Consider the following 15,161-nt stretch of genomic DNA (forward strand, 5'->3'; position numbering starts at 1 on the left):
CAATACTCGCCTGAGTTGGCTTACTTGGTGCCGAAGATACGGTCGCCGGCATCGCCCAGGCCCGGCACGATATAGGCGTGGTCATCCAGGTGCGAATCGAGCGAGGCGCAGAACATCTTGACGTTCGGATGCGCGTTCTGGAACACGGTCACGCCTTCCGGTGCGGCCACCAGGGCCAGGAAAATGATCTGTTCGTCCGTGACGCCGCGCTTCTTCAGCACGTCGACGGCATACACGGCCGAATTGCCGGTCGCGACCATCGGGTCGCACAAGATAAAGGTGCGCTCGTTCAGGTCAGGCAGGCGCACCAGGTATTCCACCGGCATGTGGGTAGCAGGATCGCGGTACACGCCGATGTGGCCGACGCGCGCCGATGGCACCAGGTTCAGCAAGCCATCGCTCATGCCGATGCCGGCGCGCAGGATCGGCACGATGGCCAGTTTCTTGCCAGCGATGACGGGCGCGTCGATGGTGACCAGCGGGGTCTTGATTTCGCGCGTGGTCAGCGGCAGGTCGCGCGTGATTTCATAGCCCATCAGCAAGGTGATTTCCTTGAGCAATTCGCGGAAGGTGCGCGTCGACGTATCGTGCTCGCGCATGTGGCTCAGCTTGTGCTGGATCAAAGGGTGATCGGTAATGAACAAATTCGGGAAGCGTGGATCTTGTTTCATGTTATTTTTCTTTCTCTGCTATCTGGCGCGGCGGCAAGCCTGGGCCGCAGGCGCGCTGTGTATCGATAAAATGATGGATTGCAGCATTATCCCAGCCCCCAGCCCGCCTGTGGCCGGAATTTTCGAAATAATTGCGTACCCGGGCCGAGGCAAACTCAGTACTCGCGCAGCGCGCGCGCCAGGATCGCCGCACAATCGGTACCGGCCGACAAGCGTCCATACGCTCCGCCCGGCGCCTGCGCCAGCCGCGATTGCAGGAACGCTTGCGCCACGAACGGTGGCGCATGGCGCAGCAGCAAGGCCCCCTGCACTGCCAGCACGATGCGCTCGGATAATTGCCTCGCGCCAAATTCGTCCGTCTGCGGCCCGTCGAGGTCGGCCAGCAGGCGCGCGCGGTAGTCGACCAAAATGGCATCGTCATCGCCGGCCAGCGCCAGCTCTGCCGCCAGGGCGTCGCGCGCGGCCGGCGACTTGCCGAAGGCGCGCAAAACGTCGAGGCACATGACGTTGCCCGAACCTTCCCAGATCGAATTGACGGGCAGTTCGCGGTACAGGCGCGCCAGCGGCGCATCTTCCACATAGCCAGTGCCGCCCAGCACTTCCATCGCCTCAAAGCCGAAACCGGGACCGCGCCTGCAGATCCAGTACTTGCCCGCCGGCGTGAGCACGCGCGCCAGCATCGCTTGCTGCGGATCATCCTTTTCATCGAAACAGCGGGCCAGGCGCAGCGCAAAGGCCGTGGCGGCTTCCGATTCCAGCGCCAGGTCGGCCAGCACGTTCTGCATCAGGGGCTGCTCGGCCAGCGGCTTGCCGAACACGGCCCGCTGGCGCGCATGGTGCAGCGCCTGGCTCAAGGCGGCGCGCATGATGCCGGTGCTGCCCAGCACGCAATCGAGGCGCGTGTGGCTGGCCATTTCCAGGATGGTGGGTATGCCCCGCCCCGGCTGCCCCACCAGCCAGCCATAGGCATTGGCAAACTCCACTTCGGAAGAAGCGTTCGAGCGGTTGCCCAGCTTATCCTTCAGGCGCTGCACGCGGATGGCGTTGCGGCTGCCGTCGGGCAGGTAGCGAGGCAAAAAGAAACAGGACAATCCGCCCTCTTCCGCTTGCGCCAGGATCAGATGCGCGTCGCATTGCGGCGCCGAGAAAAACCACTTGTGGCCGACGATGCGCCAGGCGCCGCCGGCCTCGCTGCCAAACAGGGCTTGCGCCTCGGCCGGCGGCACGGGCACGGCGCGCGTGGTGTTGCTGCGCACATCGGAGCCGCCCTGCTTTTCCGTCATGCCCATGCCCACCAGGGCGCCGCGTTTCTGCTCCACGGGCAGGGAGCGGGGATCGTATTCGCGCGAGAGGATTTTCGGCAGCCAGCGCTGCGCGATGTGCGGCAGGTCCAGCGCCTGGCGCAAGGCAGGCACCGAGGCATACGTCATCGTCACGGGACATTGCGTGCCGTTTTCCACCTGCCCCACTAATAGATAGGCCGCTGCGCGCGCCACCTGGGCGCCGGGACCGGGCGAGGCCCACGGCGAAGCATGCGCGCCCGCGCCCACGAGGATGGCCATCAGTTCATGCCAGGCCGGATGGAACAGCACCTCGTCGATGCGGCGCCCGGCGCGGTCGAACTGCTGCAACTCGGGCGTGTGGATATTCGCCAGGCGCGCCAGCGCATAGGTCTCGGCGCGGCCCAGCTTTTCGCCCAGCGCATCGATCTCCTGCAACGCCGCGCCGCCGCCCTCGCGCAGCAGCGCTTCGATCAGCGCCGGATCGCAGGCGAACAGATTGACATTTTCAAAAGGCGTAGCCTGGTTGAAAACTTCATGCGTGTCAAAGGCATTCATGGGAGTCTCCCGCGATTTGTTATCATGGCGCCCTTGCCGTCGCTGGCGCACCGTCAACACCGTCTGCCAGCCAGACTAGCGCAAAGCGCATGGCGGGGCAAGCGCGCCAGTGAAGGCAGGCGCAGATAAATGTTTCTATGTGGAATGAAAATGCCTGTGGATGTCGCGCGGCATGATTTTTTTCATGGAAGGCAGGAATATTTACAAAACCTGAAGCAATGTTGCTCTATTTCATGTAATCGGGTGCTTTTCAATGATACATTTCGTGTGGATCGCGTTCCGATAGCCGCCCTTTCGGCCCCTATGGCACGCCTCACGCACGATGCACTCTTTCCGTTGGCGCCCTGCCCTGCAGCGAGCGCCGGCACTGATAATAAAAAGGTAAAAGCCAGCACGATGTTTTCCAGTACCCCATCCGCCGCCCACCGCGAGGCTCGCCACGAGTTGGACAACCTCATGGAAGAGGCAGGCGACGTCGTGTTCCGGCTCGATACGGACGGCCTGATCCTGTTTGCCAGCAAGCGTGCGGCCACCCTGTTTGGCGCGCCATCGGGCCTGTCCGGCCACTTGCTGCTGCCGCTGGCCGCCGAAGCGTCCCGCGCTGCGCTGCAAGCGGCGCTGGAAGACGCCCTGGCCGAACCGGGCCGCCTGGAAGTGCGCCTGCAAACGCCGGACCAGGAAATCTGGTTCGAGCTGCGCTTGTCTTCTTATATGAATGCGGCCGGCGTGGCCGAATTGCTGGTGGTCGGGCGCGACACGTCGGCCCAGCACAATACGGAAGAACGGCTGCGCCACATGGCCACGCACGATGCGCTCACGGGCTTGCCGAACCGTTTGCTGCTGTCGGACCGCATCCGCATGGTGATCGCCCAGGCCGCCCGTTCGGGCCAGGGCTTTTCCGTCGCCACCATCGGCCTCGATGGCTTTAAAAAGGTCAACGATGGCCTGGGCCACCCCGTCGGCGACGCCGTGCTGCGCCTGGCCGCCGCGCGATTGCGCAAGACCCTGCGCGACAGCGACACCCTGGCGCGCGTGGGCGGCGATGAATTCGTCGCCGTGCTGCCCGGCAGCGCCACGGACGCGCAGATCAAGCTGGTGACGGGCCGTCTGCTGGCCACCCTGCAGGCGCCGTTCGAAGTGGACGGCCACACGATCTACGTGGGCGCCTCCGTCGGCGTCTCGATCTATCCGCTGCACGCGGAAGATGAAGTGCGCCTGGTGGCGCTGGCCGATGCGGCCATGTCGCGCGCCAAGGAAACGGGCAAGGCCCGCTGCCTGGTCTACAGCCCGCGCCTGAATGGCCCGTCGGAACACGATATTTCGCTGGAAGCGGCGATGTTCCACGCCGTGCGCGAAGGCGAATTCCTGCTCTTTTACCAACCCATCGTCGACGCGCACACGCGGCAAATCCAGGGTTTCGAAACCCTGATGCGCTGGAAGCACCCGACCCTGGGCCTGGTGCCGCCCGTGCGCTTCATCCCGATTGCCGAAGCCAATGGCCTGATCAACCTGCTGGGCGCCTGGGCGCTGAAAGCGGCCTGCGTGCAGCTCAAGCAGTTCCAGGAAGTGGCCAGGCGGCCGCTGTACATCTCCGTCAACATCAGCCCGCGCCAGTTCCGCAACGACAAATTCCTCGACGTGCTCGATGACGCCATCGCGTTTTCTGGGCTCTCGGGCGAACACCTGGTGCTGGAAATTACGGAAGGCACCCTGATGATCGACCCCGTGCATGCGGAAACCATCCTCGTCAAGATGACGGAGCGCCGCGCGCGCATCGCCATCGACGATTTCGGCACCGGCTATTCCTCGCTCGCGTATCTGAAGCGCTTCCCCATTTCCGTGCTGAAGATCGACCGCACCTTCATCAAGGACTTGCCCGAATCGAGCAAGGATGCGGCCATCTGCAACACCATTCTCGACCTGGCCAAGCATTTGAACCTGTCCGTGGTGGCCGAGGGCGTGGAAACCGAGGAACAGATGCATTTCATGGAGTCGCGCGGCTGCCAGTATGTGCAAGGCTACCTGACGGGCAAACCGATGCCGGCCCACGCGGCGCTATCGGCCTTGAGCGACAAAACCTATGCGGCGCTGGTGCCTGCGCCGTCTGCCAATGAACCGCGCGGAGGGGTGCAATGAATCCAGGTCATTTCACGGCGCCGACACAGCTCGGCAAAAACACCCTGGACCTGCTGTGGGCGCGCACGCGCCAGCAGGGCGACATGCCCGGCTTCGCGAAAGCCATCAGCGCCATCCTGGGCGCCATGCGCGGCGAGGATGACCACGAATTCGACATCACGCAAACGGTGCTGTCCGACCCTGTCCTCACGCACAAGGTGCTGCGTCTGGCCAACAGCGGCATGTATTCGGCCTTCGGCCAGCGCGTCAATACGGTCTCGAAGGCCGTGCTGGTGCTGGGCATCGACGCCATCGGCCACCTGGCGCTGGGCCTGAAACTGATCGAGGAGCTGTCGCAGGCGTCGCCCGATTCCGTCAGCGCCCACGTGGAAATGGAAAAGGCCGTGCTGGCCGGGATGGTGGCGCAGCAGGTGGCCACCAGTGCCGGCAGCCTGCAGGCGGAACAGGCTGTCGTCTGCTCGATGCTGCACACCCTGGGCCGCATGATGGTGACGTTCTACATGACGGACTTCTGGGCGCGCATGCAGGCGCATGCGGGTCCCGGCAACGAGGCGGCCGCCGCGCGCGAAATCCTCGGCCTGTCGTTGCCGGAAGTGGGCTATGCCACGGCCGCCCACTGGGGCTTGCCGCAGCACCTGATCAACGGGATGCGTCCGATGGATCCGTCGCCGGACAACTCCCCCGTCAGCGGCGCCGACTGGATGGCAGGACTGTCGACGATGGCGGCGCGCTGCGCCGACTCGCTGTGGCATGACGATGCGGCCGGCGCGGCGCAGGTGCACGCACTGATCGACGATTATGCGGGTACCCTGGGCATCACATCGACCGATCTGGTGATCGCCGTGGACAAGGCCAAGGCGATGGCGGCGGCCGACCTGTCGATTGCGCCCCTGTCGAAACCGGCCGAGCGGCGCGCGCGCCAGCTGGCATCGACGCGCATGCGCGCCGAAGGCAACCGCGTATTAATAGGCGGCCTGGCCGACCTGCGCGGCGCCATCGGCAGCGCCAGTCCGGGACAGATGGTCTCGATGGCGCTCGAAACGCTGCACCAGGGCTTTGATTTTTCACGCTCGGTGGCGTTCGTGCGCAACCACAGGGATCATCTGTATTCGGCGCGCATCAGCATGGGCGAAGGCATGGCCGACCTGCAGGACCTGATGGTGTTTGGCGACGCGTATGAACCGAACGTCTTCCACGCGGCCCTCAACAGCGACCGCGTGATCTTCATCGACAATGCGCGCGACCCGAAATTTGCCGCCAAGCTGCCGCAATGGTGGAAAGCCACGCTGTCGGAAGCACGCAGCTTTGTCGTGCTGCCCCTGTCGGCCAACGGCCACCCCACGGGATTCCTGTACGGCGACTGGGACGACAGCTTCCCGCCGATCCAGCTGAACCAGACGGAGTTCAACCTGATCAACGATATCCGGGCGTTATTGGTGCAGTCGGTGGAGATGCGGCACCAGCTGGAGCTGGTGGCAAATAAGGTGGCGTGACAGGAAGCGCCGACTATGGTGTCGGATTACGCGCAAGCGCTAATCCGACCTACATGGCATGGGGCGTAGGTCGGATTAGGGCCGCAGGCCCGTAATCCGACAACATTCAGCTTATTTCAACTTCGGCGTCGATACCGACACATCGCCGCATTGCGCGCGGTGCATCAGGGCGTGGTCGATCAGGACCAGCGCCAGCATGGCTTCGGCGATCGGCGTGGCGCGGATGCCCACGCACGGGTCGTGGCGGCCGAACGTTTCCACCATCACGGGATTGCCTTCTTTATCGATCGAGCGGCGCGGCGTGCGGATCGACGAAGTCGGCTTGATGGCGATCGAGACGCTGATATCCTGCCCCGTCGAAATACCGCCCAGTACGCCGCCGGCGTTATTGCCGATAAAACCTTCCGGCGTCAGTTCGTCGCCGTGCTCGGAACCCTTTTGCGCCACCGAATCGAAACCGGCGCCGATTTCCACGCCCTTGACGGCATTGATGCCCATCATGGCGTAGGCGATGTCGGCATCGAGCTTGTCATAGATGGGCTGACCCAGGCCGACAGGCACGTTTTGCGCAATCACGTCGATGCGCGCGCCGATGGAATCACCATCGCGGCGCAACTGGTCCATCGCCGCTTCCATGCGCGCGATCAGGTCCGCGTCGCCGCTGGCGGCAAAGAATGGATTCGCATGCACGTGCTCCCAGGACTGGAACGGCACGGGAATGTCGCCCAGCTGACTCATGCAGCCCTTGAAGGTGGTGCCGTATTGCTGCAGCAGCCATTTCTTGGCGATCGCCGCCGCACCCACCACGGGTGCCGTCAGGCGCGCCGAGGAGCGCCCGCCGCCGCGCGGATCGCGCACGCCGTATTTATGCCAGTAGGTGTAGTCGGCGTGGCCGGGGCGGAAGCTTTCCGCGATATTGCCGTAATCCTTGCTGCGCTGGTCTTCATTGCGGATCAGCAGGGCAATCGGCGTGCCCGTCGTCACGCCCTGGTACACGCCGGAGAGGATTTCCACCGTATCGGATTCCTGGCGCTGCGTCACGTGGCGCGAGGTGCCGGGCTTGCGGCGGTCCAGTTCAGGCTGGATATCGGCTTCCGACAGGATCAATCCTGGAGGACAGCCATCGATCACGCAGCCGATGGCCGGACCATGCGATTCGCCGAAAGTGGTAACAGTAAACAGCTTGCCAAAAGAATTGCCGGACATAGTAGGAAGTGTAAGGACTGGAAAACTCAATTCTACCAGCCTGCGGGACATGCCATGCCGCTAATGCCGCAGCAAGGCCGGATATTCCCCACCGATCTCGCCATTTTAAAATCCCGCGTATTTTTTCATATAAAAAATACCAAATAAGAGTTGCAATCATGCAATACAAGAAATATTGCACTCCACAGGATACTTAAAAAAACATTTTGCTTATTAAATAGCTATATACTTGGATGATGGGCGATCAGAAAATGGGCGAGTCTCGGCAACACTTGAGTGCTGCTTTTTCGATGTGCCCTGAGTGCATCAGAAATGGCCAGGGCCAGGCGCGCCGCCGAAGACAGTCGCGAGTACGGCGAGGCGGTGCAACAACGCCATGGACATTTCTGATGTGCTCACATCCCGTACTGAGTCATCCTGGAGAAGCTATACATGCCCGCACCGATCATCCCCCTTGACGCCAACAAGGACGATCACGACGACCTGGTATTCCTCGATGAGCAACCAGCGCCGTCGCTGGCCGTCGCACCGCGCAGCGTCTGGCGGGTGATGATCATCGACGACGATGAAGACGTCCACTCCACCACCACTTTCGCCCTGGGCAACCTGGAAATGCAGCACCGCCCGCTGGAATTCGTGCATGCGTATTCGGCCGGCCAGGCGCGCGAACTGCTCAAGCATGAAGACGACATCGCCGTCATCCTGCTCGACGTGGTGATGGAACAGGATGACGCGGGCCTGCACCTGGTGCGCTACATCCGCGAAACCCTCAAGATGACGGACGTGCGCATCATCCTGCGCACGGGCCAGCCCGGCTACGCGCCGGAAATCGACGCCATCCGCGATTTCGACATCAACGACTACAAGACCAAGTCCGAATTGACGCGCATCAAGCTGTTTACCACGGTGACGGCCGCCATCCGCTCGTACGAGCAGATCCGTTCGATCAGCAGCAGCCGGCGCGGCCTGGACCGTATCGTCCACGCCAGCACGCAGCTGATGGCGCTGCATGGCGTGCAGAATTTCTCGGCCGGCGTGCTGGCGCAGATCGCCGACCTGCTGGGCATCCGCGCCGACGGCGTGCTGTGCGTGCAGGACTTGCAGGACAGCGGCGCCAGGGAGCTGCTCGTCTCGGCCTGCACAGGCAGCTTTTCCAGCTTGCCGCACAGCGCCCTGTGCGGCCTGCAAAACCCCCGCGTGATGGCCGCCATCGAACACACGCTGGCGCAGCGGCGCAATGTGTACGCGCATGACTACGCCACCCTGTACTTCGCGGGCAAGGCCAGCCGCGACGCGGCCGCCTACCTGGTGCTGCCGCGCCCCCTCTCGGCCATCGATGAAAGCCTGCTGGAAGTCTTCTGCAGCAACGTCGCCGTGGGCCTCGACAACGTCGAGCTGGTGTCGCACCTGCACAATGCCGCCTTCTACGATCAATTGTCGAAGCTGCCCAACCGCACGCGCCTGGTGGAGATCCTCGACGCCACCCTGGCCGGCCCCGCGCGCGACGACGCCACCCTGTCGCTGGTCGACCTCGACCATTTTGCCGAGACCAACGACGCGCTGGGACACCAGTTCGGCGACATGCTGCTGGTGGCCGTGGCCGGACGCCTGCAAACCCAGCTGGGGCCCCACCTGACGGTGGCGCGCCTGGGCGGCGACATCTTTTGCGTGCTGGGCGACTCTTCGCAAGTCAACCCAAGCAAGATCCTGGCCCTGTTCCAGGCGCCGTTCTGCATCGATGGCCAGGACGTGCAACTGTCCGCCACGCTGGGCCTGGTGCGGCTGGGCGAGCATGCGGGCACGGGCGCCGACGCGCTGAAGGATGCCGATATCGCCCTGAAACGGGCGAAAAGCCAGCAACGCGCCGGGCACTTCTATTTCTCGCGCAGCATGGGCATCGAAATCCGCGAACGGGTGCGCATGATGCATGCGCTACGCACGGCCTTCAGCCAGGACCAGCTGTTTGTCGTGTATCAACCGCAGATCGACCTGACCACGCGCCGTCCCGTGGGCGCCGAAGCGCTGCTGCGCTGGCAGACGCCGGACGGCAAGTTCATCTCGCCCGACCGTTTCATCCCGATTGCCGAGTATTCGGGCATCATCATCGACCTCGGCGAATGGGTGCTGCGCACGGCTTGCCGCGAACTGGTGCTGCTGCGCGAGCAGGGCCACCGCAATTTCGTCATGTCCGTCAACGTGTCGCAAGTGCAGTTCCGCCACCCGCTGTTCCTGGAAATGCTGCGCGCGGCGCTGGAAGAGACGCAGGCGCCGCCCGAATTCATCGAGCTGGAAATCACGGAATCGATGGCCATGGAAGAGCCGGACCTGCTGATCAAGATGCTGTGGCAGATCAAGCAGACGGGCGTGAGCATCGCCATCGACGACTTCGGCACGGGCTTCTCGTCCCTGTCCTACCTGCAGCGCCTGCAAGTCGACCGCCTCAAAATCGACCGCGCCTTCGTCACCGAGATCACGGGCTCGGCGCGCGGCAGCAGCATCGCCGAAATGGTCATCCAGCTGGGCCGCAACCTGGGCCTGGCCGTGATCGCCGAAGGCGTGGAAGACGAGCGGCAAGCACAAATCCTGCAGGCGCTGGGCTGCCCCATGGCGCAAGGCTTTTTGTTCGCCCGCCCGATGACGGCCACGGCGCTGGGAACTTGGCTGAACAACGAAGCGCTGCAGGGCGCCGCATAGGCGCCACCTTGGCTAGCCAATGCAAAACGCCGGCGGTTGCCGGCGTTATTTTTACTGCATGGGCGAAACTTAGTCGGTGGTTTCAGCCGGCCAGTCGCGGATGTAGGCCTTGAGCATCTGGTTTTCAAAGCTTTGCGCTTCCAGCACGGCGCGCGCCACATCGTAGAAAGAAATGACGCCCAGCAAGGTCTTGGCATTCATGACGGGCAGGTAGCGCGCGTGTTTTTCCAGCATGATGCGGCGCACTTCATTGACTTCCGTGTCCGGAGTCACGGTGATCGGGTGGTCATCCATGTGCTTGCGCACGGTGCCGCCGCCGATCTGGCCCGCGTTTTCATGCAGCGCGTTCAACACTTCGCGGAAGGTCAGCATGCCGACCAGGTCGCCAAATTCCATGACCACCAGCGAACCGATGTCTTTTTCAGCCATGGTATTGGCCGCGTCAAGCAGGGGCTGGTCAGGCGTGACCGTGTAGAGGATATTGCCCTTGACTTGGAGAATTTCAGATACTTTCATATTGGCCGTCCTGTCCGCGTGATTGGTATTTTAGTTATTCTAGCCCTTACTGCGACTGTAGCCTATGCCTGCGGAAAAATCCAGCCTTGCGCGCAATCAAATCGAGGGGGATTGCGCGCCACTTTGCATCACGTTCTGCGGCGGAACCAGCCGGCGATGGACAGGCGCTCGCGCGCCGTCGGCAATACTTCGTGCAGCATCTCGCCCGACATGAACATCGCCATGCGGCCCGCTTGCGGCAAGACGTCCACCACGGGCCCGCCCTGCGGGTGCAGGCGCAGCGCGCCGCCGTGCTCGGGCAGCCAGTCGTCGTTCAGGTACAGCACGACGGACACGGTACGCTTGTCGTCGTCGCGGAAACGGTCCAGATGGGCCCGGTAAAAGGCGCCCGGCGCGTACAGGGCAAAATGGCTTTCGTACTCTTCCAGTCCCAGGAACAGCTCACGGTTGAGCATGCAACGCAGCGCTTCCATCTGTTCCAGGTAGCGGTCGCAAGCGGCTGAGCGGCCCGTTTCCAGCCACTCGATATGGTCGCCGCGGATGTCCGGCTGCAGCAGCGGCGCATGGCCGCTGCCTACGCCTGCGCCCTTCATCTTGCCGCTGAGCATGGATTGCACGCATTCGGCGGCCAGCTGGCGGCTCAGTTCGGGGGAGATGAAATGCTCTTGCATGAGCCAGCCTGCGTGGCACAGGCCGTCGACGATAGATGGTCCGGGAACGGCAAGGGCGCCGTCGAACGATATTGCGGGCATAAAATCTTTCCTGGTGGACATGCGATGAGAGTTCGCCTGAAGCCCAGGATTTCGCTTGCACGCAGCAGCCTCTCCTGCGGCGCGGCGCACGCGCGCAGGTAAAACAGCCCGAATATCGCTGATCCGGTATCCTACCACCGCCGTGCCGCGCCGGTCACTTTTTTTACACTTCAGGTTACACGCGCAGCCCGCCAGCACGGCGCCATGCGCCCTGCACAGGAGCTCTTTTGCTCGGCTGCAAATCAGGTTACGATCTTGCCACTATAAAACTTGGCGGAGACACCATGAGCGGCCCGAAATACCCCGGTTTCGATACTTTATCCCTGCACGCGGGCGCCGCGCCCGACCCGGCCACGGGCGCGCGCGCCACGCCCATCCATTTCACGTCCTCGTTTGCCTTCAAGAGCTCGGAGCATGCGGCCTCGCTGTTCAATATGGAGCGGGCCGGCCACGTGTATTCGCGCATCTCGAATCCCACCAACGCCGTACTGGAAGAGCGCATCGCCGCCCTTGAAGGGGGCGTGGCCGGCATCGCCACGGCCAGCGGCCAAGCCGCCATGCATCTGGGGCTGTCCACGATCGCGGGCGCGGGATCGCACATCGTCGCTTCGCGCGCCCTGTACGGCGGCTCGCACAACCTGCTGGCCTATACCCTGAAACGCTTCGGCATAGCCACCACCTTTGTCGATCCGCGCGACGTGGACGCCTGGCGCGCCGCCATCCGCCCAGATACAAAAGTGCTGTTTGCGGAAACCCTGGGCAATCCCGGCCTCGACGTGCTGGACATCCCGAGCATCGCCGCCCTGGCGCACGAACACCAGTTGCCGCTGATGCTCGATTCGACGTTTACCACGCCGTATTTGCTGCGCCCCTTCGAGCATGGCGCCGACCTGGTGTTCCACTCGGCCACCAAGTTTTTATGCGGCCACGGCACGGCCATCGGCGGCCTGCTCGTCGATGGCGGCACCTTCGACTGGCAGGCGGCGTACGACAGGACGGGCCGTTTCGCCGAACTGTGCGAACCGTATGAAGGCTTCCACGGCATGGTCTTTGCCGAGGAATCGACGGTGGCGCCGTTTGCCCTGCGCGCGCGGCGCGAAGGCTTGCGCGATTTCGGCGCCGTCATGAGCCCGCACAACGCCTTCGCCATCCTGCAGGGCATCGAAACCCTGGGCTTGCGCATGGACCGCCACGTGGCCAACACGCGCAAGGTGATTGAATTCCTGCTGGCCAATCCGGCCGTGGAATCCGTGTCCTATCCCGAACTGCCGTCGCATCCCGACTACGAACTGGCGAAAACCCTGCTGCCGAAAGGCGCGGGCGGCGTGTTCACTTTCCGCCTGCGCGGCGACCGCGCGGCGGGCCAGCGCTTTGTCGACAGCCTGAAGATCTTCTCGCACCTGGCCAATGTGGGCGACGCCAAGTCGCTCGTCATCCACCCCGCCTCCACCACGCATTTCCGCGTGCCCGACGATCAGCTGGAACAGGCCGGCATCACGCAGGGCACCATGCGTTTATCGGTGGGCCTGGAAGACGCCGATGATTTGATCGAAGACCTGGCCCGTGGCCTGAAACTGTCGCAGAAAGGCGCCTGAGATGCTGTTCACCATCGACAATACCGTCGCCTACTGCTACACGGGCGGCAAACCATACAACCCGGGCCAGCCGACGGCCGTCTTCATCCACGGCGCGCAGAACGACCATTCCGTGTGGGCCCTGCAAACGCGCTATTTTGCCCACCACGGCTGGAACGTGCTGGCCGTCGACTTGCCCGGCCACGGGCGCAGCCTGGGTACGGCAAAGGATAATGTCGCAGACCTGGCGCGCTGGGTACTGGCCGTGCTGGATGCTGCCGGCGCGGCCAAGGCCATGCTGATCGGACACAGCATGGGTTCATTGATCGCGCTGGAAGCGGCGCACCTGGCGCCGGAGCGGGTCAGCCACCTGGCCATGCTGGGTTCCACCTACCCGATGAAGGTCTCGCCGGCGCTGCTGGAAACGTCATTGAGCGATGAACAGGCGGCCATCGACATGGTCAATATCTGGTCGCATTCGTCGATCGCGCAAAAGCCGTCGTTTCCCGGCCCCGGCTTTTACGCCATGGGCGGCGCGCGGCGCTTGAAACAGCGCATCGCCGCCCTCAATCCCGATCACGTGTTTCACACGGATTTTTTTGCCTGCAATGCCTACGCGAACGGCGAAATCGCCGCCGCTTCGGTACACTGCCCGACTTTATTCATTTTCGGCGCGCGCGACATGATGACGCCGCCCAAATCGACCCGGCTGCTGACAGCGGCAATCGCGCATAGCACGGTGGTGCAGGTCGACAGCGGGCACGAATTGATGGCCGAGCAGCCCGACGCCGTGCTCGACGCGCTGTTTGCGTTTGCGCAGGCAGCGTGAGCACATGTTTTTTTAGGATAGATGGACGATGTTGCTGAATACCCTGTTTTGACGAATTTTGTACTTTGGCCGCGGGCAGCGGCACGGAAGATGAACGCTACGAACGCTATAAATGGCTGGAACAGCTGCGCTTCACCAACCCGCTGGCGGACGAAGGCGGTCCCATGGCCGGCATTCCGTATTACCAATGGTGCCGGCTGCCGCAGGCGCTCGTCGTGGCGGGCCAGCACACGGATCTGCTGGTCGGCACCACGAGCTCCCAGTACCTGGTCTTCGAGGGCCGCCACGCGGCAGCCTTCGCGGCCGAACTGGGCCTGCAATACGACGCCAACAACCGCATCGACCGCCCCGGCGGACTCGACGAGCTGCTCGACGCCTATGAAGAGCAGGCGGACGGCAGCTGGAGCACCCTGCCGGATGAACCGCCAACGCCACAGCTGGCCGGCTGGGACGACGTGTACTTCCGCGTGCGCGACCTGAGCGACGGCAGGACCATCCAGAGCGTGACGACCATCGCCTACGAGAGCAGCCGCTTCCCTGGCTACACCCTGCTGGGCACGACGATGGTGGGCGTCGGCGCCATCATCCACGACGACGAAACGGCGCAGCATATGCAGCAAATCTTCGCCGACTGGGCCATCCAGCGCGATTGCGCCGCCACCTGCCCGGCGTCGTCCACGCCCTGGCCCCACACGCCGCGCCAGGTGCCGCCCTCTCCGTTCGACTTTAGCCGCAACCTGGCTTACCTCGACGCCCTGCTGGTCGCCTATGTCCGCGCGCAGGCGCAGGCGGAAAACGATGGTGGCGACGCGGCCTACTGGGCGTGCGTGGCCGCCAGCACGGCTTACCAGGTCTTCTCGCTGCGCTACACGGCAGGCTTGCCCTTGCCTGACGTGGAAACGGCGCTGGAAGCGGCCGTTGCCGCCTGCGAAACGGCGCGCACGGCCCTGGCCGATGCCTACGATGACGACGCCTTGCCCGCCTTTGATTTCGAACAATTGACGGATTATGCGCGCACGCTGCAGCTGCTGGGCGCGACCCTGCTGTTCGGCCGCCACGACCTAGCCGCGCGCCTGACCGCCCTGCAGACGGCCTTCGATGGCGAAGATGGCGTGTACGAAGCGCTGTTGTCCGCCATCGATCCGCAGCGTCCCGCCGTCGACGAATGGTATTTCGCCGAGCCCTATTCGGCCCTGTACGAGTGCCTGGACGCGGACGATCCCGCGCAGCAGCGCGAGCACCTGCGGCATTACCTGGCTACCTGGCATGGCGCGCTGGTGCGCGAAGACTGGTTCAACGGTCATTTGCGCGCGCAGGGCCTGGGCGGCTATTACGGCCTGTGGGCCTTCGAGGCCGCCGCCGCGGCAAAGCAGCTGGGACTCGATCGCGGAGCGCTGGCGCACTGGGTCATGCCGCCGGCGCCCTGACCATCCAACATTTTGAACGAAGAGA

11 protein-coding genes are annotated in these 15,161 nt (G+C 63.6%); 6 read left to right on the forward strand and 5 right to left on the reverse strand.

Going from position 1 to position 15,161, the window contains the following annotated elements; translation table 11 throughout:
* Positions 1-20: 20 nt before the first annotated feature.
* On the reverse strand, positions 21-671 hold the full coding sequence (upp, locus tag JAB1_RS15765; protein ID WP_010398816.1) for a uracil phosphoribosyltransferase: 651 nt from the start codon (positions 669-671) through the stop codon (positions 21-23).
* A gap of 155 nt (positions 672-826) precedes the next feature.
* Entirely contained in the window at positions 827-2,509 is a 1,683-nt protein-coding gene (locus JAB1_RS15770; RefSeq protein WP_070280692.1) for an isovaleryl-CoA dehydrogenase, read from the reverse strand.
* A 396-nt stretch (positions 2,510-2,905) separates the two neighbouring features.
* On the opposite strand from JAB1_RS15770, the gene JAB1_RS15775 reads away from it, so the two are divergent.
* Complete coding sequence (locus tag JAB1_RS15775; RefSeq protein ID WP_034784441.1) at positions 2,906-4,645, forward strand: EAL domain-containing protein; 1,740 nt, start codon at positions 2,906-2,908, stop codon at positions 4,643-4,645.
* The gene (locus tag JAB1_RS15780; RefSeq protein WP_070280694.1) at positions 4,642-6,138 is read left to right on the forward strand and encodes an HDOD domain-containing protein; all 1,497 of its coding nucleotides are present in this window, start codon (positions 4,642-4,644) and stop codon (positions 6,136-6,138) included. The genes JAB1_RS15775 and JAB1_RS15780 overlap by 4 nt, the downstream gene beginning before the upstream one ends.
* A 111-nt stretch (positions 6,139-6,249) precedes the next feature.
* Here JAB1_RS15780 and aroC read toward each other — a convergent pair whose 3' ends face one another.
* Complete coding sequence (gene aroC / locus JAB1_RS15785; RefSeq protein ID WP_070280697.1) at positions 6,250-7,344, reverse strand: chorismate synthase; 1,095 nt, start codon at positions 7,342-7,344, stop codon at positions 6,250-6,252.
* Between the two features lie 432 nt (positions 7,345-7,776).
* On the opposite strand from aroC, the gene JAB1_RS15790 reads away from it, so the two are divergent.
* Positions 7,777-10,038: an EAL domain-containing protein gene (locus JAB1_RS15790; protein ID WP_070280701.1), complete on the forward strand. Its 2,262-nt coding sequence runs from the start codon at positions 7,777-7,779 to the stop codon at positions 10,036-10,038.
* Between the two features lie 69 nt (positions 10,039-10,107).
* Here JAB1_RS15790 and JAB1_RS15795 read toward each other — a convergent pair whose 3' ends face one another.
* Both JAB1_RS15795 and JAB1_RS15800 read right to left on the reverse strand, forming a co-directional pair.
* Positions 10,108-10,554 carry a CBS domain-containing protein gene (locus tag JAB1_RS15795; protein ID WP_010398828.1) on the reverse strand — a complete coding sequence of 149 codons (447 nt, stop codon included), beginning with the start codon at positions 10,552-10,554 and terminating at the stop codon, positions 10,108-10,110.
* Positions 10,555-10,682: 128 nt separating this feature from the next.
* Entirely contained in the window at positions 10,683-11,306 is a 624-nt protein-coding gene (locus JAB1_RS15800; protein ID WP_070280704.1) for a 2OG-Fe(II) oxygenase, read from the reverse strand.
* Between the two features lie 284 nt (positions 11,307-11,590).
* On the opposite strand from JAB1_RS15800, the gene JAB1_RS15805 reads away from it, so the two are divergent.
* The 3 genes from JAB1_RS15805 (at position 11,591) to JAB1_RS15815 (ending at position 15,136) form a co-directional block, all read left to right on the forward strand.
* Positions 11,591-12,901, forward strand: a complete 1,311-nt coding sequence (locus JAB1_RS15805) for an O-acetylhomoserine aminocarboxypropyltransferase (protein ID WP_070280708.1) — start codon at positions 11,591-11,593, stop codon at positions 12,899-12,901.
* Position 12,902: 1 nt separating this feature from the next.
* Entirely contained in the window at positions 12,903-13,709 is an 807-nt protein-coding gene (locus JAB1_RS15810; RefSeq protein WP_070280710.1) for an alpha/beta hydrolase, read from the forward strand.
* A 65-nt stretch (positions 13,710-13,774) separates the two neighbouring features.
* The gene (locus tag JAB1_RS15815) at positions 13,775-15,136 is read left to right on the forward strand and encodes a PoNe immunity protein domain-containing protein (RefSeq protein ID WP_070280712.1); all 1,362 of its coding nucleotides are present in this window, start codon (positions 13,775-13,777) and stop codon (positions 15,134-15,136) included.
* The last annotated feature ends 25 nt before the right edge of the window (positions 15,137-15,161 follow it).

Source organism: Janthinobacterium sp. MP5059B (assembly GCF_001758645.1).
GTDB lineage: Bacteria > Pseudomonadota > Gammaproteobacteria > Burkholderiales > Burkholderiaceae_D > Janthinobacterium > Janthinobacterium lividum.

Coding starts and splice junctions, on each gene's coding strand:
- upp (WP_010398816.1), bottom strand. CDS start 671: ATGAAACAAGATCCACGCTTCCCGAATTTGTTCATTACCGATCACCCT.
- JAB1_RS15770 (WP_070280692.1), bottom strand. CDS start 2,509: ATGAATGCCTTTGACACGCATGAAGTTTTCAACCAGGCTACGCCTTTT.
- JAB1_RS15775 (WP_034784441.1), top strand. CDS start 2,906: ATGTTTTCCAGTACCCCATCCGCCGCCCACCGCGAGGCTCGCCACGAG.
- JAB1_RS15780 (WP_070280694.1), top strand. CDS start 4,642: ATGAATCCAGGTCATTTCACGGCGCCGACACAGCTCGGCAAAAACACC.
- aroC (WP_070280697.1), bottom strand. CDS start 7,344: ATGTCCGGCAATTCTTTTGGCAAGCTGTTTACTGTTACCACTTTCGGC.
- JAB1_RS15790 (WP_070280701.1), top strand. CDS start 7,777: ATGCCCGCACCGATCATCCCCCTTGACGCCAACAAGGACGATCACGAC.
- JAB1_RS15795 (WP_010398828.1), bottom strand. CDS start 10,554: ATGAAAGTATCTGAAATTCTCCAAGTCAAGGGCAATATCCTCTACACG.
- JAB1_RS15800 (WP_070280704.1), bottom strand. CDS start 11,306: ATGCCCGCAATATCGTTCGACGGCGCCCTTGCCGTTCCCGGACCATCT.
- JAB1_RS15805 (WP_070280708.1), top strand. CDS start 11,591: ATGAGCGGCCCGAAATACCCCGGTTTCGATACTTTATCCCTGCACGCG.
- JAB1_RS15810 (WP_070280710.1), top strand. CDS start 12,903: ATGCTGTTCACCATCGACAATACCGTCGCCTACTGCTACACGGGCGGC.